Genomic DNA, 22,998 nt, shown 5'->3' on the forward strand with positions numbered 1-22,998 from the left:
CATGGATCGATCGATGACCCTGAAAACCAAAGCCGTGCGGGCGCTCGCGCTGGCGAGCGTCGCCGGCCCGCTCGCGGGCTGCGCGTGGTTCGCGCCGAGCGGCGAGCCGCCCGCGATGCCGTCGCCCGCGCACTACGGCGCGGCGCCGCAAGTCGAGCAGACCGTGTCCGCGCACGGTGTCGCGCAGCAGTTCGAGGTCGGCGCGCGGCCGGTGCCGGACTGGTGGAAGCAGTACCGTTCCGATGCGCTGAACGCGCTCGTCGACGAAGGGCTGCGCAACAACCCGACGCTGAGTGCGGCGTCGCATTCGCTGGATGCCGCGCGCGAACAGTTGCGCGGGCAGATCGGCAGTTCGATGCTGCCGTCGATCGACGCGGTCGGCCAGGCCGCGCGCCAGCGCGCGCTCGGCGTACCGATTCCCGCGCTCGGCGCGCCGACGCTGTTGTACGACACGTTCGTCGGGCAACTGCAGGCGAGCTATACGGTCGACCTGTTCGGCGTGTCGCGCTTCGCGAACCGCGCGCTCGCGAAACGCGTCGACGTCAGCGCGTTCCAGCTCGAATCCGCGCGGCGCGCGCTGGCCGCGAACATCGTGACCGCGTCGATCACCGTGGCGGTGCTCGATGCGCAGATCGAGACGACCGAGCGGCTCGTCGCGCTCGCGAACGACCAGGCGCACGACGCCGAGCGCCGCCATGCGCTCGGTTCGGCATCGCGCAGCGACGCGCTGACGGCCCGGCAAAGCGCCGACACGTTCGCGGCGAGCCTGCCCGCGCTGCGCCAGCAGCGCGACTCGGCGCGCCATGCGCTCGCGGTGCTGGTCGGCCGCACGCCCGATCGGCCGCCGGCCGATCTCGCGCTCGCCGATCTGCACCTGCCCGAGCAGGTGCCTGTCGTCGTGCCGTCGGACCTGCTGCAAAGCCGCCCGGACATCCAGGCCGCCGACGCGGGGCTGAAGGCCGCCGCCGCCGAAGTGGGCCTCGCGACCGCGCAGATGTTTCCGCAACTGTCGCTGTCGGCGGCGATGGGCAAAGGCGGCTTCAGTTGGCCGACGATGCTGTCGGGCGCCGGCGCGATCTGGAACGTCGGCGCATCGCTGAGCCAGCCGATCTTCCACGGCGGCGCGCTGCTCGCGCAGCGTCGCGCAGCGAAGGCGACCTACGAGGCCGCGGTCGACCAGTACAAGCAGGCGGTGCTCGGCGCGTTCCAGAACGTCGCCGATTCGCTCGCGGCGCTCGAGCACGACGCGCAGGCGCTCGATGCGTCGTCGCGCGCCGCGCTGTCCGCGCGGGGCGCCTACGACGACGCGGCCGCCCGCGTGCGGCTCGGCGCGCTGCCGCCGTCGGCCGCGCGCGCGAGCGAGTTGCAGTACCGCAATGCGCGGCTCGACGAGATTCGCGCGACCGGCGCACGGCTCGCGGATACCGCGCGGCTCTACCAGGCGATGGGCACGCCGCCGGCGGGCAACGGCGACGGGTCCCGTAAAACCGCCGGCGCAGCCGACAAGGACGCGCGCGCCGCCGCCACGCCCGACGGTGCATCCTCGACCCAGTAGCGCGTTCCTTCGATCGGACGGGCGTGCGACGCCCCGCCACGTCCGTCCGATCGCCGATCTTCCGCTTGACCCTCACGTAGCGTAACGTTCGAGACTCCAGTGTGCGCACCAACGGAGGAACGAATGCGGCTGAAAGTGGGAGAACTGGCGAAACGCACCGGGCTGACCGTCCGCACGCTTCATCACTATCACGCAATCGGTCTGCTGACGCCTTCGGCGCGCGCCGACAACGGCTACCGGCTGTACGACCGCGACGACATCGCCCGGCTCCACCAGATCCAGGCCCTGCGTCGCTTCGGACTGTCGCTCGCCGAAATCGGCGATTACCTGAACCGGCCCGGCACCCCGCTCGTCGATCTCGTCGCCAAGCAGATCGCGTCGCTCGACCGCCAGCTCGCGCAAACCGCGCAGCTGCGCGAGCGGCTCGCGAGCCTGCATGCGCAGCTCGCGGCGGGCGCCGAGCCGGAACTGGCCGATTGGCTCACCACACTGGAGTTGATGACCGTGTACGACAAATATTTCTCCGAGGAAGAACTCGCGCGCCTGCCGATGTACCAGAAGAGCCAGGCCGGCGACGCCGAATGGATCGCGCTCGTTGCCGAAGTGCGAGCGCTGCACGATGCGGGCGTGCCCGCCGAGGACGAGCGCGTGCGCGCGCTCGCCGCGCGCTGGATGGCGCTGCTGGTACGCGACACGAACAACGATCCGCGCTTGCTCGCGAAGCTGAACCTGATGCACGAGCAGGAACCGTCGATGCAGTCGAAGATCGGCATTTCGACCGCATTGCGCGACTACGTGCTGCGTGCCTCGTCGGAAACGAAGATGCGCCTCTTCGAGAAGTACCTCGCGCCGGACGAGATCCGCTTCATGCGGGCGCACTATCGCGAACGCGCGACGGAATGGCCACAACTGATGGCCGACGTGCGCGACGCGGTCGAATCGGGCGTGCCACCCGATTCGCCGCAAGGCCGTGCGCTCGCGCAGCGCTGGCTCGAACTGTTCTGCAGCTACGCGGGCCACGATCCGGCCACGCACGCGAAATTCCGCGCGGCGCTGGCGAACGAGCCGGCGCTGACGAAGGATTCGTGGGCCGACGACACGCTGATCGGTTTCGTGCGCGAAGCGATGGCGCAGCTGGCGCCGGTGCGCTGATCGCATGATGCGCGGGCGGCAAGCGGGTTTCCTGCTCGTCGCCCGTTTCACCATCGGCAGCCGGCATCGCGTGCTGTGCGACGTACCCGGCGCATCCGGAGACGAACGCGCCATGATCGGCAAAGCCGCGTGCCGCCGCCGGCCGCGCTGCAGGCCCGTTCAGCGCTCGCGGGCGCCGAGGCCGAGCGCCTTCATCCGCCGGTACAGCGTCCGCTCGCTCAATCCGAGCTGCGCGGCGAGCGCCTTGCGCGTGCCGTCGAACGCGCGCGCGATACGGACCAGCTCCGCATCGGACACGCCGCGCGTGTCCGCCGCCTGCGCGTGCGGCGCCGCCGCTGCCGCGACGAGCTCGGCCGGCAGATGTTCGACGCGAATCGTCCCGTCGTCCGCGAACAGGCATGCGCGCTCGAGCACGTTGCGCAGCTCGCGGATGTTGCCGGGCCACGCATACGCCTCGAGGCACGCCCGCGCGCGCTCGGTCAGCACGAACGGTCGGGCCGTGAACGGTCGCGCATTCGTGTCGCTCGCATTGCCGCGCGCGTTCGCGATCCGCCGCAAGATCGATTCGGCCAGCAGCGCGATGTCGCCGCGCCGTTCGCGCAGCGCCGGCAGCGGAATCGGAAACGCGTTGATCCGGTAGTAGAGGTCCTGCCGGAACCGGCCGTCGTCGATCATCTCGCGCAGCGGCTTGTGCGTGGCCGCGACGAGCCGGAAATCGGCGCGCAGCGCCTCGACGCCGCCGACGCGCCGGAACGTGCCCGATTCGATCAGCCGCAGCAGCTTCACCTGCATCGGCAGCGGCACGTCGCCGATCTCGTCGAGAAACAGCGTGCCGCCCTGCGCGGTTTCGACGAGGCCCGGCTTGCGCTGGTTCGCGCCCGTGAACGCGCCCTTCTCGTAGCCGAACAGTTCGCTCTCGAACAGCGTCTCGGCGATCCCCGAGCAATCGACGACGACGAACGGCCCCATCGCGCGATCGCTCGCCTCGTGCAGCGCGCGGGCGAACAGCTCCTTGCCGGTGCCCGATTCGCCGAGCAGCAGCACCGGCAGCGTCGACGGCGCAACGCGCTGCAGCGCGCCGAGCGCCGCGTTGAACGCGTCGGCGCCGCCGACGAGCCCTTCCGCGCTCGGCTGCGCCGACGCGCTGCGCACCGTCGTCAGCCGCTCGACATACGCGATCACGTTGCCGTCCGCGTCGAAGATCGGCCGCAGCTCGACGTCGACATGCTCGGGGCCGCGCGGCGTGTGGTGGATGTGCAGCACGCGGTTCAGCCCGCGCGATTCGAGCGCCTGCTTCATCGGGCAATGCTCGCCGGCCTGGTCGCACGGCACGTCGTAGCGATGCGACACCTGGAAACAGTGCCGGCCCACGTGCTCGACGCCGGCCACGCCGAACTGGCGCCGGTACGCATCGTTCGCCGCGAGGATGCGGTAGGCGGGATCGACCACGATCATCGGCTGCGGGTCCTGCTCGAGATACGCGACGAGCGCGCGGACATCCGGCATCGCGTCGCGGCGCGGGGCAGGAACGATCGGAATGGTGTCGTGCGGATTCATGCGCAGGCTCGCTTGGCGAAGAGGCGCCCGGACGGACTGCCAGGCCGACTGCCAATTCTGCCACGACACTGCCAGTTGTGGCAGTCCCTGTCAGCCACCGGCTGTCGTTGTCGCCCTCGCGGCGACGCCGGCGCACCGAAAACCCGAGCCGAATCAAGTCCCTGGCGCATCGGCCGGTGCCGCGCCGCCCGCTGGCACGCTTCTTGAAATGAAGATCGCGATTGCAGATGCAGAACCCGATCGAGGACACCCCGTGAGCAACGCCCCCGCCCTGTCGGTCGAAGGCTTTTTCGACCCGGCGACCCACACCGTCAGCTATCTGCTGCTCGATACGGCGAGCCGCGCGTGCGCGCTGATCGACAGCGTGCTCGACTACGACCCGAAATCCGGCCGCACCCGCACCGTCAGCGCCGACCGGCTGATCGCGCGTGTCGCCGAGCTCGGCGCGACCGTGCACTGGCTGCTGGAGACGCACGTGCACGCCGACCACCTGTCGGCCGCGCCGTACCTGAAAACGCAGGTCGGCGGCCAGATCGCGATCGGCTCGCACGTGCGCCGCGTGCAGCACGTGTTCGGCACGCTGTTCAACGCGGGCCCCGGCTTCGCGGCGGACGGCCGTCAGTTCGATCGGCTCGTCGACGACGGCGACACGCTCGCGCTCGGCGCGTTGACGATCCGCGCGCTGCACACGCCGGGCCACACGCCCGCGTGCATGACCTACTGCGTGGCCGACGCGACGCAGCGCGCGGCGTTCGTCGGCGACACGCTGTTCATGCCCGACTACGGCACGGCCCGCTGCGACTTCCCGGGCGGCGACGCGCGCACGCTGTACCGCTCGATCGCGCGCGTACTCGCGCTGCCGCCCGACACGCGCCTGTACCTGTGCCACGACTACCAGCCGGGCGGCCGCGACGTGCAGTTCGTGACGACCGTCGCCGAGCAGCGCCGCACGAACGTGCACGTGAAGGACGGCGTGACCGAGGACGATTTCGTCGCGATGCGCACCGCGCGCGACGCGACGCTCGACATGCCCGTGCTGATGCTGCCGTCCGTGCAGGTCAACATGCGCGCCGGCCACCTGCCCGAGCCCGAAAACAACGGCGTGCGCTACCTGAAGATCCCGCTCGACGCGATCTGAGCCGCGCGCCCCGCCCCCTCCGGAGAACCCCGACATGACCATTCGCAAGCTGACCGACGCGCAGTCGGTCCCGCCGCAGATCGCGGCGGCCGACCTGCCCGCGCTTCACGCGGCGGGCATCCGCCAGGCGGCGCCGGCCGCGGACGCGCGGCACGACATCGTGATCGTCGGCGCCGGCGCGGCCGGCATCGCGGTCGCGTCGAGCCTGCGCGCGCGCGACGCGTCGCTCGACATCGCGGTAATCGATCCCGCCGACGTTCACTATTACCAGCCCGGCTGGACGATGGTCGGCGCGGGCGTGTTCCGGCCCGGCGCCACCGCGCGGCCGATGACCGACGTGCTGCCGCGCGGCGTGCAGCGGATCCGGGCCGCCGTCGCGGGCTTCGAGCCCGACGCGCACGCGGTCGTGCTCGACGGCGGCCGACGCATCGGTTATCGCAGGCTCGTCGTGTGCCCGGGGCTCAAGCTCGACTGGCACGCGATCGACGGCCTCGCCGACACGCTCGGCCGCAACGGCGTCACGTCGAACTACCGCTACGAACTCGCGCCGTACACGTGGGAGCTCGTGCGCGCGTTCCGCGGCGGCAATGCGCTGTTCACGCAACCGCCGATGCCGATCAAGTGTGCGGGCGCACCGCAAAAGGCGATGTACCTGTCGTGCGACCACTGGCGACGCACCGGGCGCCTCGACGCCGCGAACGTCGAATTCCTGAATGCGGGCGGCGCGCTGTTCGGCGTCGCCGATTACGTGCCCGCGCTGATGGAGTACGTGAAAAGCTACGACATCGCACTGTCGTTCGGCCATGACCTCGTCGCGATCGACGGGCCTGCGCGCCGTGCGACGTTCTCGCGCGCGCTGCCGGACGGCGGCAAGGAAACGGTCGAGCGTTCGTTCGACATGATTCACGTCGTGCCGCCGCAGAAGGCGCCCGACTTCGTGCGCGCGAGCCCGCTCGCCGATGCGGCCGGCTGGATCGACGTCGATCCGACGACGCTGCGGCACACACGGTTTCCGGACATCTACGCCCTCGGCGACGTCACCAACACGACCAACGCGAAAACCGCCGCAGCCGCCCGCAAGCAGGCGCCCGTCGTCGCGCACAACCTGCTCGCGTCGCTCGGCCTCGCATGGGGCGACGCCGCGTACGACGGCTACGGCTCGTGCCCGCTCACCGTCGAGCGCGGCAAGATCGTGCTCGCCGAATTCCTGTACGGCGGCAAGGTCGCCCCGACCTTTCCCGCATGGCTGATCGACGGCAAGCGGCCGTCGCGGCTCGCGTGGCTGCTCAAGGAGCGCGTGCTGCCGCCGCTCTACTGGAAGGCGATGCTCAAGGGCCGCGAATGGCTCGCGAAGCCCGCGATCGCACGTTGACCGGAGCGCGATGACGTCATGCTGATTTCCCTCGTACTGGGCGGCTTCGTCGGCGCCGTGCTCGGCCTGACCGGCGCCGGCGGCGGCATTCTCGCAGTGCCCGCGCTCGTCGTCGGGATGAGCTGGCCGATGCAGCAGGCCACCCCCGTCGCACTCGTCGCGGTCGCGGGCAGTGCCGCGCTCGGCACGCTCGAAGGCTTCCGCCGCGGGCTCGTGCGCTATCGCGCGGCGCTGCTGATGGCCGTGGCCGGCGTGCCGCTGACCACGCTCGGCGTCCGGCTCGCGCACGTGCTGCCGCAGCGCCTGCTGCTCACGCTGTTCGCGCTGACGATGCTCGTCGTCGCCGGCCGCCTGCTGCGACAGGCACTACGGCCGCAGCCGGCCGATGCCGACGCGTCGCCGCTGTGCGTCGGCCGCGTGAATCCCGATACGGGCCGACTCGTGTGGTCGTGGCCCGTGGGTATCGCGCTGGCGTCGACCGGCGCAGTCACGGGCTTGATGACCGGGTTGCTCGGCGTCGGTGGCGGCTTCGTGATCGTGCCGATGCTGCGCAAGTTCACGAACGTGTCGATGCATGGGGTGGTCGCGACGTCGCTGATGGTGATCGCGCTGGTCGGCACCGGCGGCGTGCTCGCGACGCTCGCGTCGGGCACGCGCGCGCCGCTCGACGTGACGCTGTGGTTTACCGTCGCCACCGCGCTCGGCATGGCCGCCGGCCGCGGCGCGTCGCGCCGCCTCGCCGCGCGGCACGTGCAGGCCGGCTTCGCGGCCGTGCTCGTGTGCGTCGCGGTGGGGTTGCTGGCGAAGGCGGCATTCGGCGCATGAACGCCGACGACGGGCCGGCGATCACGCGCCGCCAACGAAACGCCCGGTCCGACTCGTCGTCGGCACCGGGCGTTTTTCACGGCGGCAACCGCCGGCGCGTCAGGCCGCGAACCCCGCCATCCGCTTGCGTTCCTGACGCAGCATCACGAAGTTCGCGATCACGACGCCGGCCGTCACGGCGATGATGAACAGCGTCGCGAGCGCGTTCATCTCCGGGTTCAAGCCGAGGCGCACGCGCGAGAACACGACGAGCGGCAGCGTCGTCGAGCCGGGGCCCGACAGGAACGCCGACAGCACGAGGTCGTCGATCGACAGCGTGAACGACAGCAGCCAGCCCGCGATCAGCGCCTGCGAGATCAGCGGCAGCGTGATCGTGAAGAACACCTTCAGCGGCGTCGCGCCGAGATCGAGCGCGGCTTCTTCCAGCGACGGATTCAGCTCGCGCACGCGCGACTGCACGATGATCGCGACGTACGAGATGCACAGCATCACGTGGCCGAGCCAGATCGTGAACACGCCGCGCTCGGCCGGCCAGCCGATCCACTTCGCGAGCTCGATGAACAGCAGCAGCAGCGAGATCCCCTGGATCACCTCGGGAATCACGAGCGGCGCGTTGATCATCCCGCTGAACAGCGCGAAGCCGCGAAAACGCCCCATCCGCGCGAGCACGAAGCCGGCCCACGTGCCGATGAACACCGACGCGAACGCGGTCAGCACGCCGATCTTCAGCGACAGCCATGCGGCCGCCAGCAGCTCGTCGTCCTCGACGAGCGCCGCGTACCAGCGGAACGAGAAGCCCGACCACACGGTGACGAGCTTCGACTCGTTGAACGAATAGACGATCAGGCTGATGATCGGGATGTACAGGAACGCGAAACCGACGAACAGCGCCGTGAACTGCAGGTAACGATTCGGCTTCATCGACGGCCTCCCTGTTCCTTCGCCTGGAAGTGCTGGAACATCGCCATCGGCACGAGCAGCAGCAACACCATCGCGCAAGTCACGGCCGACGCCATCGGCCAGTCCGCGTTGTTGAAGAACTCGTTCCACATCACACGGCCGATCATCAGCGTATTCGCGCCGCCGAGCAGCTCCGGAATCACGTACTCGCCGACCGCCGGAATGAACACCAGCAGGCAGCCCGCGATGATCCCGTTCTTCGACAGCGGCAGCGTGATCTGCACGAATGCCTTCCACGGCTTTGCGCCGAGGTCGTACGCGGCTTCGAGCAGGCGCAGGTCCATCTTCACGAGGTGCGCGTAGAGCGGCATCACGAGGAACGGCAGGTACGAATACACCATCCCGATGTACACCGCGTAGTTCGTGCGGTACAGCTCGATCGGCGTATGGGTGAGCCCGATCCACATCAGGAAGTTGTTCAAAAGCCCGTTGTTCTTCAGGATCCCGATCCATGCGTACACGCGGATCAGGAACGACGTCCAGAACGGCAGCATCACGCCCATCATCAGCAGGTTGCGGGTGGCCGGGTTCGACCGCGCGATGTAGTACGCCATCGGATAGCCGAGCAGCAGACACAGCAGCGTCGTGATCGCGGCGACCCACACCGAGTTCACGTAGGTCGCGAAATACAGGCTGTCCGTGAGCAGGAACGCGTAGTGCGACAGGTTCAGCGCGATGTGCACGACGCCGTCCGCGTACGACGCGAGCTCCGTATACGGCGGGATGCCGAGCTGCAGCTCCGCGAAGCTGATCTTCACGACCAGCACGAACGGCACGAGGAAGAACAGCACGAGCCACGTGAACGGCCCGGCGACGACCGCCGTGGCACCCGTCAGGTTGAAGCGCCGCACCGGCCACGCGAGCAGGGACTTGAACGCGCTCATGACGTCAGCACCACGCCGGCGGTCGCGCTCCAGCGCACGTAGATCTCGTCGCCGAGCGCCGGCGTGTCGAGTTCGGAAATCGCGAGGCTCGACACGTTCGCGACCACCGTCTTGCCCGCGTCGAGCTTCACGTGATACAGCGAATAGCCGCCCATGTACGCGACGTTGCTGATTCGGCCGCGCGCCCAGTTGAACGCGCCTTCGGGCGGCTTGCGCGTGAGCGCGATCCGCTCGGGGCGCACCGACACCGTGACCGGCATGCCGAGCGGGCCCGAGATCCCGTGGCTCACGTACAGCCGGCTCGGCAGCTCCGGCGATTCGATGTACACGTGATCGGGTTCGTCCTCGACCGTCACGCCGTCGAACAGGTTCGTCGAGCCGATGAATTCGGCCGAGAAGCGGCTGTTCGGGTATTCGTACACTTCGTTCGGCGAGCCGATCTGCACGATCTGGCCTTCGCTCATCACGGCGAGGCGGTTCGCCATCGTCATCGCCTCTTCCTGGTCGTGCGTGACCATGATGCAGGTGACGCCGACCTTGTTCAGGATGTTGACGAGCTCGATCTGCGTGCGCTGGCGAATCTGCTTGTCGAGCGCGGACATCGGCTCGTCGAGCAGCAGCAGTTTCGGACGCTTGACGAGCGAACGCGCGAGCGCGACGCGCTGCTGCTGGCCGCCCGACAGCTGGTGCGGCTTGCGCTTCGCGTACTTGCCCATCTGCACGAGTTCGAGCGCCGCGGCAACGCGCTCCTTGATCTCGGCCTTCGGCGTGCCTTCCTGCTTCAACCCGAACGCGACGTTCGACTCGACCGACATGTGCGGGAACAGCGCATACGACTGGAACATCATGTTCACGGGCCGCTTGTACGGCGGCATCTGCGCGAGGTCCTCGCCGTCGATCAGGATCTTGCCCGACGTGACCGTCTCGAGGCCCGCCAGCATCCGCAGCAACGTCGACTTGCCGCAGCCCGAGCTGCCGAGCAGCGCGAACAGCTCGCCCTGGCGCACTGTCAGGTTGACGCTGCGCACGGCTTCGGTGTCGCCGAATTTCTTGACGACGTCGACGATCTGGACAAAGTTCTCGGCGCGCGCATCGGCGCCGGAGGAAGGAACGGAGAACGGCGCGCCCACGACCGGCGCGCCCGACTGGCTATTCATGATGTGCTGCTTCTCTCCTGCGTTAGACGAACAAAGCCCCCGGGGGCACCAGGGGCTTCATGACTGCGGGTTCACTTCGGCTCGCGTCAGCGGCCCGACTTCAGCTCGGTCCACAGACGCGTCTGCAGACGCTGGATTTCAGGCGGCAGCGGCTTGAGCAGGAACAGCGTCTTCACGACGTCGGCCGGCGGGTAGACCGCCGGATCGTTTGCGACGTCGGGGCGCACGTACTTGCGTGCCTCGGCGTTGGCGCTCGGGTAGTACACCGCGTTGGTGATCGCCGCGTGCACCTTCGGATCCTCGATGTAGTTGATCCACTGCAGCGCGGCTTCCTTGTTCTTCGCATCCTTCGGGATCGCCATCACGTCGAACCACACCGGCGCACCGCCCTTCGGAATGTAGTACTCGATTTTGTACGGCTTCTTCGCCTCGATCGCGCGATGCTTCGCGATCACGACGTCGCCCGACCAGCCGAACGCGAAGCAGATGTCGCCGCCGACCAGATCGTTGATGTAACCCGACGAGTTGAATTGCGTGATGTACGGACGGATCTTCTTCAGCACGTCCATCGCGGCCTTGTAGTCGGCCGGGTTCGTGCTCATCGGATCCTTGCCGATGTAGTGCAGCGCCGCCGCGAACATCTGGTCGGGCGCGTCGAGCACCGACACGCCGCAGGTCTTCAGCTTCGACAGGTTTTCCGGCTTGAACAGGATGTCCCAGTTGTCGAGCGGCACCTTGCCGAGCGCCTGCTGCGCCTTCGTCAGGTTGTACGCGAGACCGGTCGTGCCGTATGCCCAGGGCACCGAGTACTTGTTGCCCGGGTCCGCGCCGGCGACGAGCGCCATCAGTTGCGGATCGAGGTACTTGAGGTTCGGCAGCTTCGACTTGTCGAGCGGCGCGAAGATGCCGGCGGCGATCTGCTTGCCCGCGTAGTTGCTGGTCGGCACGACGATGTCGTAGCCCGAGCTGCCCGTCAGCAGCTTCGCCTGCAGCGTGTCGTCGCTGTCGTAGTTGTCGTAGCGGACCTTGACGCCCGCCTGCTTCTCGAAGTTCGGGATCGTGTCCTTCGCAATGTAGTCCGACCAGTTATAGACATTGAGCTGCGTATCCTTCGCCGCTGCCGCCGATGCCCCCACGCACAGCGCGAGCGCCGCGAACCGGCCCACTACCTTTGCTTTCATCCCGTTCTCCCTCCGGCCGGACGCGTTGCCCGGCTGCCGTCTGCCTCGTCATGGCGGCGCATTCTGGCGCGCCGCCCCTCGAAAACCCCGAAAACTACCATCATTCGCGCCCCGTCACAAAAAAATCATGCCGGTGTCGCGCAAACGGAACAGATTCCCGCTGCCGGCCGTTCGGCCTGCCCGTGCGGCGGAGCGTTCCGGGGGAATTCTATCGGGTAATCGGCGGCTGTCCACCGGGAAAAGCGGACGGCGACGAACCTGCGCTCGCATGGCAGGTACGCTCGCCCGGCGAACGCGGCCGACGCCCGGCCGGACCGTCCCGCCGCCGCGCCGAGCGACCCGCCGGCGTCGGCGGCCGGCCGGGCCGCCGCGATGCATTAAAATGGCGGCTGACGATTCAACTGCGCGAACCTCCCGATGGCATCCAATCTTCACGACCTCCCCGACAGCCCCTGCATCGGCGTGTGCTCGACGCTCTTCGACGAAGTCTGCAAGGGCTGCGGCCGCACGGCCGCCGAAGTCTCGAACTGGGTGTTCCTGAGCGACGACGAAAAGCGCGCGGTGTGGGAGCGCATCACGCGCGACGGCACCGCGATGCGCTTCCAGTACGACAAGCTGTAAATCCGCCGCGCAAAAAAGAGCGGCATGCCGACCGCCATGCCGCCAACCCCAACTCTGTTCTTGTTCCGTCGCGTCTAGAACTTCATCCCGACGCCCACGCCGACGATCAGCGGATCGATGTGCAGCGTGCCGATGCCCTTGTCGCCGAGCGTCGCATCGGTGCTCATCCAGATCTTCTTCACGTCGACGTTCATGAACACCTTCTTCGTCAGCTGCACGTCCACGCCGAACTGCAGCGCGGGGCCGAAGCTGCTCTTGTTGATCGACACGCCCTCTCCGCCGACGTTGAGCCCGTTGTTGTAGAAGTACGTGTAGTTCAACCCGGCGCCGACGTACGGCCGCACCTTGCCCGCATGGTTGAAGTGATACTGCAGCAGCAGCGTCGGCGGCAGCACGCCCACGCCGCCGAGATTGCCGAGGCTCGACGTCAGTTGGTGCCGCGACGTGCCGAGGATCAGCTCGACGCCGAGGTAATCGCGGATCATGTACGTGAAGTCGAGCTCGGGCACGATCGCGTTGTTCACGCCCGTGTTGATCGCGCCGAGCGTATCGCTCGCGCGCTCGTTCGGCTGGATGCTGATCGCGCGCAGCCGGGCCAGTACGTCGCCCTGGTTGATGCCGTCGCCCGGCGACGCCGCGTGCGACAGCGACGGCATCGCGACGACGCCGGCCGCGACGGCGGCTGCGGTGATACAAGTTCGAATCGTTTTATGCATGGTACGGACCCCCAAAGAATGGTTACCATTCTCCCTATAGGGTCTTTTCGCCATCTTGATATTGGTCAAGCCAGCGTAAACGTGGGACGGTTTGCCGCAGGCTCGGTCGCGCTGCCCGTCAGCAGCAGGTCGAGCAGATCGCGCACGCTGCGGATCGCGCGGCCGAACGGCAACGCTTCGCGGCCGCGGAAGAACAGCCCGTTCGCGACGTCGCCGCGCAGCGCGGCCGCGAGCCGCGTATCGATGCAGAAGTGGCCGAACTTCTCGATGCCGTCGCGCAGCCCGCATACGCTCAGGCATTCGAGCGCGGTCGGACAGCGCTGCTTCAACGCGCCGAGCTTGTCGCGAATGCGCGTCTCGTTGCGCAGGTAACGATCGAGCCACGGCGTCTTCACGGCGCGCGCCGGCAGCCCCGTCACGCTGACGAATTCGACGATGTCGTCGGGCGTCGCATCGGCGAGCACGCGCTTGAATTGCGGATGCGCGTCGCCTTCTTCCGTCACCGCGAACGGCGTCCCGACCTGCACGCCGTTCGCGCCGGCCGCGAACGCCGCGCGCACCGCGTCGTGACCGTTGATCCCGCCGGCCACGATCAGCGGGATCGTGTCGCGGGCGAGACCGAGCGACGCCATCACCTGTGCGGTTTCGTCGAGCACGCGCGCGAAATCGAAGCGGCCGTCGTGCATGTCGTCGATCTGCGTGACGCCGAGGTGCCCGCCCGCGTGTGCCGGATGCTCGATCACGATCGCATCGGGCAGGCGCCCCTTCTTCATCCATTTCTTCAGCACCAGCGCGATCCCGCGGCTGTCCGACAGGATCGGAATCAGCGCGATGTCGCGCCCTTGCGTGAGGTCGGGCAGATCGAGCGGCAGGCCCGCGCCCATCACGATCGCGTCCGCGCCCTCGTCGCACGCGACCCGCACGTAGTCCGCATGCGCGCTCACCGCCTTCATCACGTTGACCGCGATCATCCCGCGCCCTTCGCCGTAGGTCTTCGCGAGACGGATCTCGCGCGCGAGCGCGTCGAGGTTCGCCGCTTCGAGCGTCGCGCGATCGGGTTGCGCGCGGCAACGCGCGAGCAGATCCGCATGATGGTGCCGCAGGTCGATGCTCGCGATCGTGCCGACCGCGCCTTCGCGCGCGACGCTGCCCGCCAGCCGGTGCGCGGAGATGCCGACGCCCATGCCGCCCTGCACGACGGGCAGCAAGGTGCGGCCGCGAATCGTCAGCGGCGGAAAGGAAGTGCGTACGGTCATCTGAAACCTCGTCGGAACGTCGGAATCGCGATGATCGACGATCCGCCGCCGCGCACCTTGACGGCCGTCAATAAAAAAACGGCACGCGAACGTGCCGTTTCCGGTTCGGGCCGCGAGCGGCGTTCAGGCCGGCTTCGCCGGCTTCAACTGCATCGACTTGTATTCGAGATACTCTTCGAGCCCGTACACGCCGTTCTCGCGGCCGTGCCCCGACTGCTTGAAGCCGCCGAACGGCGCGGCGCCGTTCCACGTGCCGCCGTTGATGTCCACCTGCCCCGTGCGGATGCGGCGCGCGACGCGCATCGCGCGTTCGTCGCTGCCGGCCCACACCGCGCCGCCGAGCCCGTACGGCGAATCGTTCGCGATCCGCACGGCCTCGTCTTCATCGCGATACGTGATGATCGACAGCACCGGCCCGAAGATCTCTTCCTGCGCGATCGTCGATTTCGGATCGACGCGGCCGAACACGGTCGGCTTCACGAAGAAGCCCTTCGCGAGCCCTTCCGGTAAACCGGTGCCGCCCGTCACGAGTTCCGCGCCTTCGTCGATCCCGCGCTGGATGTACGCCTGCACGCGCTGCTGCTGCGCGGCCGACGCCAGCGCGCCGAGGCGCGTCGTCTCCTGCCGCGGGTCGCCCGCGACGTACGTTTCGGCCGCGGCCTTCGCGATCTCACGCGCTTCGTCGTAGCGGGCTTCCGGCACCAGCATCCGCGTATGCGCGGAGCAGGTCTGGCCGGCGTTCAGGTAGCACGCGTTGACCGTGCCCTTCACCGCCGTCGCGAAATCGGCATCGTCGAGGATCACCGACGCCGACTTGCCGCCCAGCTCCAGCGCGACGCGCTTGACACCCGCGGCCGCCAGCTCGGCCACGCGCTTGCCCGCACGCGTCGAGCCGGTGAACGACACCATGTCGACGTCCGGATCGGTGGCCAGCACCTCGCCGACGACCGGGCCGTACCCGCACACGAGGTTGAACACGCCGGCCGGCAGCCCGGCCGCGTGGATCGCTTCGGCGAGCATGAACGCGTTGAGCGGCGCGACTTCGGATGGCTTCAGCACGACCGTGCAGCCGGCCGCGAGCGCCGGCGCGACCTTCAGCGTGATCTGGTTGAGCGGGTAGTTCCACGGCGTGATCGCCGCGACGACGCCGACCGGCTCGCGCACCACCAGCGAATTGCCGACCTGCGCCTCGAATTCGAACGATTCGGCGAGCTTCGCGTACGCCTTCCAGTTGTAGATCGGGCCGCCGACCTGGATCGCGCGCGACAGCTTGATCGGCATGCCGACTTCGCCGGTGATCGACTGCGCGAGTTCCTCGCTGCGCGCCTGCAGGTGCTCGACGATCTTGCGCAAATAACCCGCGCGCGTCGCGGCCGGCGTGGCCGCCCATGCGTCGAAGGCCGCGCGCGCCGCGCGGATCGCGTCCTGCGCGTCGGACGCGACGCCCTCGGGAATCCGGCCGATCACGGCTTCGGTGCCCGAATCGATCACGTCGATCGTGCCGGTGCCGGCCGGTTTGCGCCATGCGCCGTCGATATAGAACTGGTCGTAGATTTTCATCGTGTTCCGCCTCCAGGGAAGCCGACATTCTAGCGAGCGTTCCGGTGGCTGGTGTGACGAATGACAGCCATTCGAAAGGACCGAGCGCCGTCGCGTCGGTACGCCGTCGCCCGCCGCGCGTGGCTGGCCACGCATTCGTCGGGCCGCCGCCACGCCGGCATCCGCCAGGATGCGCGGCCGGGCCTGCATCGTGCTATGTTTTTATTATCGGCATCGGCCCGTTGCGGCCGGCGCCGCCCGGAATCGACGCACTTCGTGAGCGCTGCCATGTCCGACGCATCCCATACCCTCGGCTCGCAAGACCGCCTGGAGCTGCTTTGCTGGCTCACCTGCGGCAACCTCGGCGCGTTTTACCTCAACGAATCATGGCCGGACGCCGCGTTCCAGGTCCAGGCCGCGCACCGCTGGCTCGACCGCCATCACCGCCAGGCCGACTGGCTCGCGGTCGCCCGGCTCGCAGCGCTCGCGCAGGACATCGCGAAGCGGCATGCGGGATTCGTCGACGCGTCGTGGGCGCGCGACGCGGTCGAGGAAATCGTCGATACCGACGATCTCGACTATCGGGCCAAACTCGTGCAATGGGTGTACGAGGACTGCTGCAAAGCGCTCGCGGACAAGCGGCTGGCCGATTGAGCCGCACGAGGGCCGCCCATGCGACGGGGTGCGGCATCGCCGAGCGCGACGCGCTTGTCGCCGCGACGAACGTAGCGGCCGGAATGATCGCCGGGGGACGGTGCATGCGCACCGCCCCCCCGGCATCGGCACGCGCGATGCGTGCCGATACGTTTACAGCAGCGACTTGGCCTGCGTCAGCACCTTGTCGCACACCTGCTTGGTCACCTGCTGCTTCAGGCCGCCGCCGCTCAGGTCGAGCTTGCTGCCGTTGCCTGCGTCGAGGATCCCGCTCGCGCCGCTCGTATAGCCGCTGTCGGACGACGCGTTGCCGCCGAGCTTGCCCATCAGCGCGTCCTTCACCGACGCCGCGCCGCCGCCGGTTGCGCCGCCGAGATAGTTGTTCTGGATGCAGAACTGCAGCAGGCCCGCGACGTTGCCGGTGCTGCCCGGCATCAGCGACGTACCGCCGCCGCCCGTCAGCGCGCCGCCGAGTCCGCCGAGGTTGCCCAGCGCCCCGCCCGCGCTGCCGCCCGAATCGCCGCCACCGCCGACCTGCTTCAGGACATCGCCCAGTTGCGCATGCGCGACCGAAAACGGCGCGAGCAATCCGATCAGCGCGCCGGCGACGGTCGCGCGGTAAAGACGTGCATTCATGTGAAGCCTCCCGGTTGTGACTGCGTGAGTACCGCGATTCGCATCCAAGGATACTCAATCGACCGCGGCATGACAGCCTCCGGCACCGCATGAAACGTCAGGCATCGTGATATCGCGGCGATTTGACAATGCTTGACGCGAAATCGCGCGCGGCCTCGCCGGCTCGACAGGCGGGCGACCGCCATTCCGTCTCGCCGGCCCGCGCGAAGCGTCATAAAATCGTCGTCGCCGGCCGTTCGGCCGTCGCGACCCGACATCGATCTCGGACAGGAAGGATCACTCGCGTGGCGTTTGCCCATCGACTTCTGCTGATCGCCGACGCATCGACCGCGCTGACGGCCGGCGCGCGTCCGGTCGGCACGTGCCCGCCGGCCATCGACCCGGTTCAGTGAGCGGCCCCGCCAACCCATGACCTCCATTCACCTCAGTTTCGACGACGGCCCCGGCCCCTCCACGCCCGCGCTGCTCGACGTGCTGCGCGACGCATCGTGCGCGGCGACCTTCTTCGTGCTCGGCAAACACCTGGCGGGCGCGCTCGACGTCGCGACGAGAATCGCGCGCGAAGGCCATCGGCTCGGCAATCACACCCATTCGCATGCGCGGCCGGGAGCGCTCGCGGACGCCGCACTGATCGACGAAATCCACACGACCGACATGCTGATTCGTGACGTCTACCGCCGCGCCGGCCTCGCCGCGCCGGACGCGATCCCGCTGCGCCTTCCGTACGGATTGCTGCCGCAGGACGATCGCGCCGCCGTGCTCGCGCGCCTGCAACGCGAACACACGGGCTGGACCGCGATACTGGACGACTGGCAGCGGCCGGCGCCATCGCCGCAGGCGCTGTTCGACGCGATGTGCGCGCACGTCGACGCCTGCGCAGCCCAGCATCGCGACGTACTGTTCTGCCTGCACGACGGATCGCGGCACGGCGACGCGCGACCCAACACGGTCGAAGCCGTACGGCTGTTCCTGAACCGGCAGCGCTGACGCGACGGCCGGCTAATCCGCGAGCCGCGCCCCGTCGAGCAACTGACGCCAGCCGCCGAGGAACCCGATGCCCGGCCCCGGCATCCACAGGCCGCGCTGCGCGGCTTCGAGATGGATCAGCGTCTGGTCCGCGCAGAACAGCGCCATCAACGGCTCGCGGTTGTCGCGCAGCCATTCGGGCGCCGCGTCGGCCCGCGTCGCCGCATAAACCTGCAGGCAGGCCGCCCAGCGCGCACGGTCGAACACGAAGCAGTCGTCGCGGTCCGCATCGCGCGACAGCGCGAACGACGCAAAGGCCGCCTCGAGCCATTGCGCCCCCTGCCCCACATCGTCGAAATCCAGCACGCCGTTCACCGCGTTGCCGACATACAGCAGATTGCCTGCGTGATAGTCGCCGTGCAGCCAATGCACCTGCCCCGTGAGCCACGACGACGCTGCGTCGAGCTGCGCGCCGATCCGCCGGATCACCGTGTCGTAAGCGTCGCGCAGGTTGCTCGGCAGCGACGGCATCGCGCGCGCCGCCACACGCGCATGACGTGCGCGCAACCACGCCAGCGGCGCCGCTTCGCTCGCGGGTATCGCGGCCAGTGCCGCATGCAGATGCGCGAGCGTGCGCATCGCATCGGTCGCCCCCGCGTGCGGGTCGTCCGGCAAGCCGGGACGGCCGTCGATATGCTCGAACAGATGCAGCCAGCTTCCGTCGGGCATCTGCACGCCGGTTTGCGCATCGACCGTCGGCCGCAGCCGAGGCAGCGCGGGCAGCATCGACGCCATGCGCGCATCGCCGAGACGGCCGAGTATCGACGCCTCGCGCCGCAACTGCCCGACCGGCTTGCCGGCCCACGACACGCGCAGCACCGTGCGCCCCGCATCGCACTCGACGAGATACGTTTTGTTAGTATGGCCGGACGCCAGCGCCCGCAGGCGCGCCGGCGCGATGTTCCAGTACCGCTGTAGCCACGATTCCAGCGTTTTCACGTCACTCCCACTCGTTGCATCGACCATGTCAGAGCGTCCTTCGGCCCGCATGCGGGACATCAACGTCGAATGGCTGACGCGCGCCGCCGAATTCGGCCATCTGTTCCAGACCCGCTGGCTCGGCGAACGCTTCTTCCATCTGCCCGGCGACATGCTCGCGCTGCAGGAACTGATCTGGCGCGAGCGCCCCGACTGCATCGTCCAGACCGGCATCGCCGCGGGCGGCGGCGTGGTGTTCACCGCGTCGATGCTCGAACTGGCGGGCAACCCGGGCCGCGTCGTCGCGATCGAACCGCGCCTGCGCGACGAGGTCAGGCAGCGCCTGCACGCACACCGGCTCGCCCACCGCATGGTGCTGATCGAAGGCGAATCGTGCGCGGCCGACACGCTCGCCTCGGTGCGCGCGCAGATCGGCGACGGCGCGCGCGTGATGGCGATCCTCGATCTCACGCATACGCATGCGCACGTGCTGCGCGAACTCGAATGCTATGCGCCGTTCGTGACGCCCGGCAGCTACGCGATCGTGATGGACACCATCATGGAATACCTGCCCGAGTCGATGTTCGACGGCAAGCCGTACGGCCGAGGCAACAACCCGGCCACGGCCACCCGCGAATTTCTGGCCCGCGACGACCGGTTCGACGTCGATCGCGACATCGAGGACCGCGTGCTCATGACGCTGTCGCCAGGCGGCTTCCTGAAGCGAGTGCGCTGATCAGGCGGGCGGCCTGCGCGGAGCCGTCGCGCGCGGCATAGCTGTCGCGGATCCGCGCCGCCTGCTCGCGCAACGATCCCGGGCGCAACAGGCGTTCGAGCGCGCCGGCGATTTCCGCGACGCCGGCCTGCTGCAGATCGAGCACGCAGCCCGCGCCGGCCCGCTCGACGAAGTGCGCCGAATGGAACTGGTCGTTGCAGAACGGCGACAGCAGCATCGGCACGCCGCACGCGAGCGACTCCATCACCGAATTCGCGCCGCCGTGGCTGACGAACGCGTGCGTGCGCTGCAGCAGCGCCAGTTGCGGCGCGTAACGTACCGCGATCACGCGTTCGTCGCCGGCCGGCAGCAGATCCGAATCGACCAGCTCGCCGACCGACAGCACCAGTTGCGCGGACGTCGCGCGCGTCGCCTCGATCACCTTCGCGAACAGCGCCGGATGGTAGTAAAGCTGGCTGCCGAGCGACATATAGACGAGCAGGCGATCCGCATCGACGCGTTCCCACGGGAACGCCGTCTCGTCGCCGCGCGGGCCCGACGGCATCGCGGGGCCGACCAGTTCGACGCCGGGCGGCGGCGCGCCGACCAGCGCGTCGGTCGTGAACGCGAGCGTCAGGTGCGGCGACAGCACGTCGCAACCGCGAAAGCGCGCGTCGAGGCCGTAGCGGGCGAACAGCCGCGTGCGTTCCGGTTCCAGCCATCGCACTGTGCGCAGCAGTTCCGAATCCAGATCGTCCGGCAGCACCGGATTCAGCGAATTGGACATCGAAACCCACGGCAGCCCTTCCAGTTCGGCGGCAATCGCCGCGGCATAGAGCAGCGGATCGATCACGACCACGTCGGGCTGCCATTCGCGCAGCACCGCGCGGATGCCGTCCACCTGCGCGGGCGCGAGGTCGATCAGCAGTGTGCGGATCCAGTGCCGCAGCCAGTCGGCGTCGCGAATGTTCGCGGCGAAGCTCGCGCCGCGCGACAGGTCGTGGCGCTCGGGCGTCTCGCGCGGCCCGACGAACGCGAAGTCGCCGGCGCCGTCGAGCTGTTCGCTGATGTCGGCCGGCGCATAGAACGCGACGTCGCAACCGGCCGCGCGCAGATGCTGGGCCGGGCCGATGCAGGGATTGACGTGGCCCTTCTCGGGCACGACGCAGAACAGGATGCGTTTCATGAGCGGCTCAGGTCGGGCGATGCGCAGCATCGGGATGAAGGCGATCGAGATGATCGAGAATCAGTGTCAGCGTGGTCCACAACACGCGCTCGGTATCCGTCTGCAACGCGGGCGCGGGCAAGCCGAGCGTGTCGGCCAGCGCATGCGTGCGGCCGCGATCGAGCAGCGTCGCGAGATCCATCGCCGGCGCGAGCCGCCCGCGCTTGGGGCCGTGCACGAGACGGTCCGGCAGCTTCAGGCGCGCGCCGAGATCGCGCAGGCACTGCTTGTTCGGGTCGGGCGCGACGCTCGTCAGATGCGCGACGACGGCGGGGTCGACGAACGGCGGATGCAGGTCGACCGACGCGGCGTCGAACAACGCGTGGCACAGCGGCAGATAGTTGGCCGACCGGTCGCGGCGCAATACCTGATCCGCGCCGTCGCCGGTAATCGCCACCTCGACGCCGTCCGCCGCCATCGCATCGGCCAGCAGCAGCTTCGCGACCGGATGCAGGTTGAACATCGGCTCCTCGACCGCATGGGTCGTTCTCGGCAGCGCCGCGACGAAATCGGCCTCGTTCGCGCGCACGATCTTCACGTTCGCCTGCATCCGCGCGGCGAGTTCGAGCGCCGCATCGCGTTCGCAGTAATCGGGCATGCCGGTCGCGAGGATGTAGGCCGTCACATGCCCCAACGCGCCGAGCTCGCGCAGCAACGCGAGCAGCAGCGCCGAATCGAGCCCGCCGCTCAGCGCCAGTGCGACGCGCTTGCCGCTGTCGAGCGCGCGCTGCAGCGACGCGCGCAGCACGGTGTCGAGATCGGCATGCTGCGGCCGCTCGGGCGCCGGCTGCACCGTCAGCCCTTGCGGCGACCGGATCAGTGCATGGCCGGGCGGCACCGCGAACACGTCGCGCAGCACGGTCCGGCCGACGAGACGCTCGCCGCTCAGGTAACCCGCGATGGCGGCCGCATCCGGCGCGCCGGCCGGTTGCCCCGACGCCCGCAATACGGCGCGGATGCCGGACGCCGACACGCCGCTGCGCGGATGGTAGTGCAGACGATCGAAACCGAACGGGTCGCGCGTGCCGACGATCATGGATAACGAGCCTTCAAGGTGTCCACTTCAATGCGTTTGAGGATGCGATGCGGCGCCACCGGCGCGCTGCCGCCCTGACAATGCAGGCACGCTTCGAGCGGCGTCTCGCGTTGCAGATAGGCCAGCATCGCGTCGAGCATGCCCGCATCGTCGCGCAACGGCAGGCCGTCGGCCTGGAAATCCTTCTCGCCCTTGTACAGCGTATGGAAATGCGCGGGACGCGTGCACGTGTAGAACATGCCGTCGCGAATCATATGGCAGCGCTCGCGGATCCAGCAATCGCGATAAAGGCGCCGGGCTTCGTCGCGGTCCGTGCCGGGCTGGGCGCGGTTCATCGTCGTGAACACGTCCTGCACCTTCCAGTTCAGGCGCACGTCGAAGCGCGCGGCCTGGTGCTCGACGTGCGCGACCAGATCGGCGGAGAGCGCCGGCTTCGGATAGCGCGAGATCGTCAGCGCATCCACCGCTTGCCAGAACGCGTCGGGCATCTCGCCGAGCTTCAGGCCGTTCGTCGTGACCGAGATCACGGGCGCGATGCCGGTGCCGCGCACGCGTTCGACCAGTTCGACGAGCGCCGGATGCAGCAACGGTTCGCCCCCGACCAGCTTGAACATGCGCGGCCGGAGCACCTTCGCGGCCTTGCGCAGATCGGCTTCGATCGATTCGGGCCGTGCATACCATTCGGGCAAAAGCGGCGACAGCGAACAGCATTCCGCGCAGGTCAGGTTGCAGTGATCGACGATATGCGCTTCCAGCGAGCGCGTCTGGACGCGCCCGTCCTCGACGCGGTAATCGCGATCCAGCGGCGGCGGAAACACGTGCTGGCGCTCGCCGGCTCGCGGCGGATTCGGGATCGTGTTCGGATTCGCACTCAC

Annotated in this window: 21 protein-coding genes and 1 pseudogene; 9 read left to right on the forward strand and 13 right to left on the reverse strand. The window is 68.7% G+C overall.

Features of this window, described 5'->3' with window-relative positions:
• Position 1 precedes the first annotated feature (1 nt).
• Both WS95_RS25220 and WS95_RS25225 read left to right on the forward strand, forming a co-directional pair.
• Positions 2 to 1,555: an efflux transporter outer membrane subunit gene (locus WS95_RS25220; RefSeq protein ID WP_059826738.1), complete on the forward strand. Its 1,554-nt coding sequence runs from the start codon at positions 2 to 4 to the stop codon at positions 1,553 to 1,555.
• Between the two features lie 123 nt (positions 1,556 to 1,678).
• Positions 1,679 to 2,707 (forward strand): MerR family transcriptional regulator, encoded by a 1,029-nt coding sequence (locus WS95_RS25225; RefSeq protein WP_034207388.1) that lies wholly within the window; start codon positions 1,679 to 1,681, stop codon positions 2,705 to 2,707.
• Positions 2,708 to 2,866: 159 nt separating this feature from the next.
• Here the strand turns inward: WS95_RS25225 and WS95_RS25230 are convergent, their stop codons facing one another.
• On the reverse strand, positions 2,867 to 4,264 hold the full coding sequence (locus WS95_RS25230) for a sigma-54 interaction domain-containing protein (protein ID WP_059826740.1): 1,398 nt from the start codon (positions 4,262 to 4,264) through the stop codon (positions 2,867 to 2,869).
• Between the two features lie 253 nt (positions 4,265 to 4,517).
• On the opposite strand from WS95_RS25230, the gene WS95_RS25235 reads away from it, so the two are divergent.
• From WS95_RS25235 to WS95_RS25245, 3 genes and pseudogenes are all read left to right on the forward strand, one after another.
• A complete protein-coding gene (locus WS95_RS25235) occupies positions 4,518 to 5,402 on the forward strand; it encodes an MBL fold metallo-hydrolase (RefSeq protein ID WP_059785897.1) in 885 nt (294 codons plus the stop codon).
• A gap of 82 nt (positions 5,403 to 5,484) precedes the next feature.
• Positions 5,485 to 6,774: pseudogene (locus WS95_RS25240) on the forward strand (NAD(P)/FAD-dependent oxidoreductase); the annotation flags it as partial.
• Positions 6,775 to 6,792: 18 nt separating this feature from the next.
• Positions 6,793 to 7,599: a sulfite exporter TauE/SafE family protein gene (locus WS95_RS25245; RefSeq protein ID WP_059785902.1), complete on the forward strand. Its 807-nt coding sequence runs from the start codon at positions 6,793 to 6,795 to the stop codon at positions 7,597 to 7,599.
• Positions 7,600 to 7,698: 99 nt separating this feature from the next.
• Here the strand turns inward: WS95_RS25245 and WS95_RS25250 are convergent, their stop codons facing one another.
• The 4 genes from WS95_RS25250 to WS95_RS25265 all read right to left on the reverse strand — a co-directional run bounded on the left by WS95_RS25250 (position 7,699) and on the right by WS95_RS25265 (position 11,781).
• On the reverse strand, positions 7,699 to 8,520 hold the full coding sequence (locus tag WS95_RS25250) for an ABC transporter permease subunit (RefSeq protein ID WP_034207392.1): 822 nt from the start codon (positions 8,518 to 8,520) through the stop codon (positions 7,699 to 7,701).
• Complete coding sequence (locus WS95_RS25255; protein ID WP_034207393.1) at positions 8,517 to 9,443, reverse strand: ABC transporter permease subunit; 927 nt, start codon at positions 9,441 to 9,443, stop codon at positions 8,517 to 8,519. Before WS95_RS25255 ends, WS95_RS25250 begins: the two co-directional genes overlap by 4 nt.
• Positions 9,440 to 10,600, reverse strand: a complete 1,161-nt coding sequence (locus WS95_RS25260) for an ABC transporter ATP-binding protein (protein ID WP_034207394.1) — start codon at positions 10,598 to 10,600, stop codon at positions 9,440 to 9,442. Before WS95_RS25260 ends, WS95_RS25255 begins: the two co-directional genes overlap by 4 nt.
• Before the next feature lie 86 nt (positions 10,601 to 10,686).
• The gene (locus tag WS95_RS25265; protein WP_034207395.1) at positions 10,687 to 11,781 is read right to left on the reverse strand and encodes a polyamine ABC transporter substrate-binding protein; all 1,095 of its coding nucleotides are present in this window, start codon (positions 11,779 to 11,781) and stop codon (positions 10,687 to 10,689) included.
• A gap of 417 nt (positions 11,782 to 12,198) precedes the next feature.
• On the opposite strand from WS95_RS25265, the gene WS95_RS25270 reads away from it, so the two are divergent.
• Positions 12,199 to 12,402, forward strand: coding sequence for a DUF1289 domain-containing protein (locus tag WS95_RS25270; protein WP_059826742.1), 204 nt, complete (start codon positions 12,199 to 12,201; stop codon positions 12,400 to 12,402).
• Between the two features lie 74 nt (positions 12,403 to 12,476).
• Here WS95_RS25270 and WS95_RS25275 read toward each other — a convergent pair whose 3' ends face one another.
• The 3 genes from WS95_RS25275 to WS95_RS25285 form a co-directional block, all read right to left on the reverse strand.
• Positions 12,477 to 13,118, reverse strand: coding sequence for an OmpW/AlkL family protein (locus WS95_RS25275; protein ID WP_059826743.1), 642 nt, complete (start codon positions 13,116 to 13,118; stop codon positions 12,477 to 12,479).
• 65 nt (positions 13,119 to 13,183) lie between these two features.
• Complete coding sequence (locus WS95_RS25280; RefSeq protein ID WP_059826745.1) at positions 13,184 to 14,374, reverse strand: NAD(P)H-dependent flavin oxidoreductase; 1,191 nt, start codon at positions 14,372 to 14,374, stop codon at positions 13,184 to 13,186.
• A 123-nt stretch (positions 14,375 to 14,497) separates the two neighbouring features.
• Positions 14,498 to 15,934 (reverse strand): aldehyde dehydrogenase family protein, encoded by a 1,437-nt coding sequence (locus WS95_RS25285; protein WP_034207398.1) that lies wholly within the window; start codon positions 15,932 to 15,934, stop codon positions 14,498 to 14,500.
• Between the two features lie 267 nt (positions 15,935 to 16,201).
• On the opposite strand from WS95_RS25285, the gene WS95_RS25290 reads away from it, so the two are divergent.
• Positions 16,202 to 16,567 carry a hypothetical protein gene (locus WS95_RS25290; RefSeq protein ID WP_027784520.1) on the forward strand — a complete coding sequence of 122 codons (366 nt, stop codon included), beginning with the start codon at positions 16,202 to 16,204 and terminating at the stop codon, positions 16,565 to 16,567.
• A gap of 153 nt (positions 16,568 to 16,720) precedes the next feature.
• Here the strand turns inward: WS95_RS25290 and WS95_RS25295 are convergent, their stop codons facing one another.
• Complete coding sequence (locus WS95_RS25295) at positions 16,721 to 17,203, reverse strand: DUF2501 domain-containing protein (RefSeq protein WP_034207399.1); 483 nt, start codon at positions 17,201 to 17,203, stop codon at positions 16,721 to 16,723.
• Positions 17,204 to 17,611: 408 nt separating this feature from the next.
• Here WS95_RS25295 and WS95_RS25300 point away from each other — a divergent pair, with 408 nt between their 5' ends.
• Entirely contained in the window at positions 17,612 to 18,190 is a 579-nt protein-coding gene (locus tag WS95_RS25300) for a polysaccharide deacetylase family protein (RefSeq protein WP_059826746.1), read from the forward strand.
• A 12-nt stretch (positions 18,191 to 18,202) separates the two neighbouring features.
• On the opposite strand, the gene WS95_RS25305 is transcribed toward WS95_RS25300, so the two are convergent.
• A complete protein-coding gene (locus tag WS95_RS25305; RefSeq protein WP_059826747.1) occupies positions 18,203 to 19,168 on the reverse strand; it encodes a phosphotransferase in 966 nt (321 codons plus the stop codon).
• A 25-nt stretch (positions 19,169 to 19,193) separates the two neighbouring features.
• Here WS95_RS25305 and WS95_RS25310 point away from each other — a divergent pair, with 25 nt between their 5' ends.
• Positions 19,194 to 19,883, forward strand: coding sequence for a cephalosporin hydroxylase family protein (locus WS95_RS25310; protein ID WP_034207402.1), 690 nt, complete (start codon positions 19,194 to 19,196; stop codon positions 19,881 to 19,883).
• Here the strand turns inward: WS95_RS25310 and WS95_RS25315 are convergent.
• From WS95_RS25315 to WS95_RS25325, 3 genes are read right to left on the reverse strand one after another with little or no spacing between them, the layout of a single operon-like run.
• The gene (locus tag WS95_RS25315) at positions 19,840 to 21,048 is read right to left on the reverse strand and encodes a glycosyltransferase (RefSeq protein ID WP_059826748.1); all 1,209 of its coding nucleotides are present in this window, start codon (positions 21,046 to 21,048) and stop codon (positions 19,840 to 19,842) included. The genes WS95_RS25310 and WS95_RS25315 overlap by 44 nt on opposite strands.
• Before the next feature lie 7 nt (positions 21,049 to 21,055).
• Positions 21,056 to 22,123, reverse strand: coding sequence for an asparagine synthase-related protein (locus tag WS95_RS25320; protein WP_059826751.1), 1,068 nt, complete (start codon positions 22,121 to 22,123; stop codon positions 21,056 to 21,058).
• The gene (locus WS95_RS25325; RefSeq protein WP_034207405.1) at positions 22,120 to 22,998 is read right to left on the reverse strand and encodes a 4Fe-4S cluster-binding domain-containing protein; all 879 of its coding nucleotides are present in this window, start codon (positions 22,996 to 22,998) and stop codon (positions 22,120 to 22,122) included. Before WS95_RS25325 ends, WS95_RS25320 begins: the two co-directional genes overlap by 4 nt.

The organism is Burkholderia sp. MSMB1826 (assembly GCF_001526325.1).
Taxonomy (GTDB): domain Bacteria; phylum Pseudomonadota; class Gammaproteobacteria; order Burkholderiales; family Burkholderiaceae; genus Burkholderia.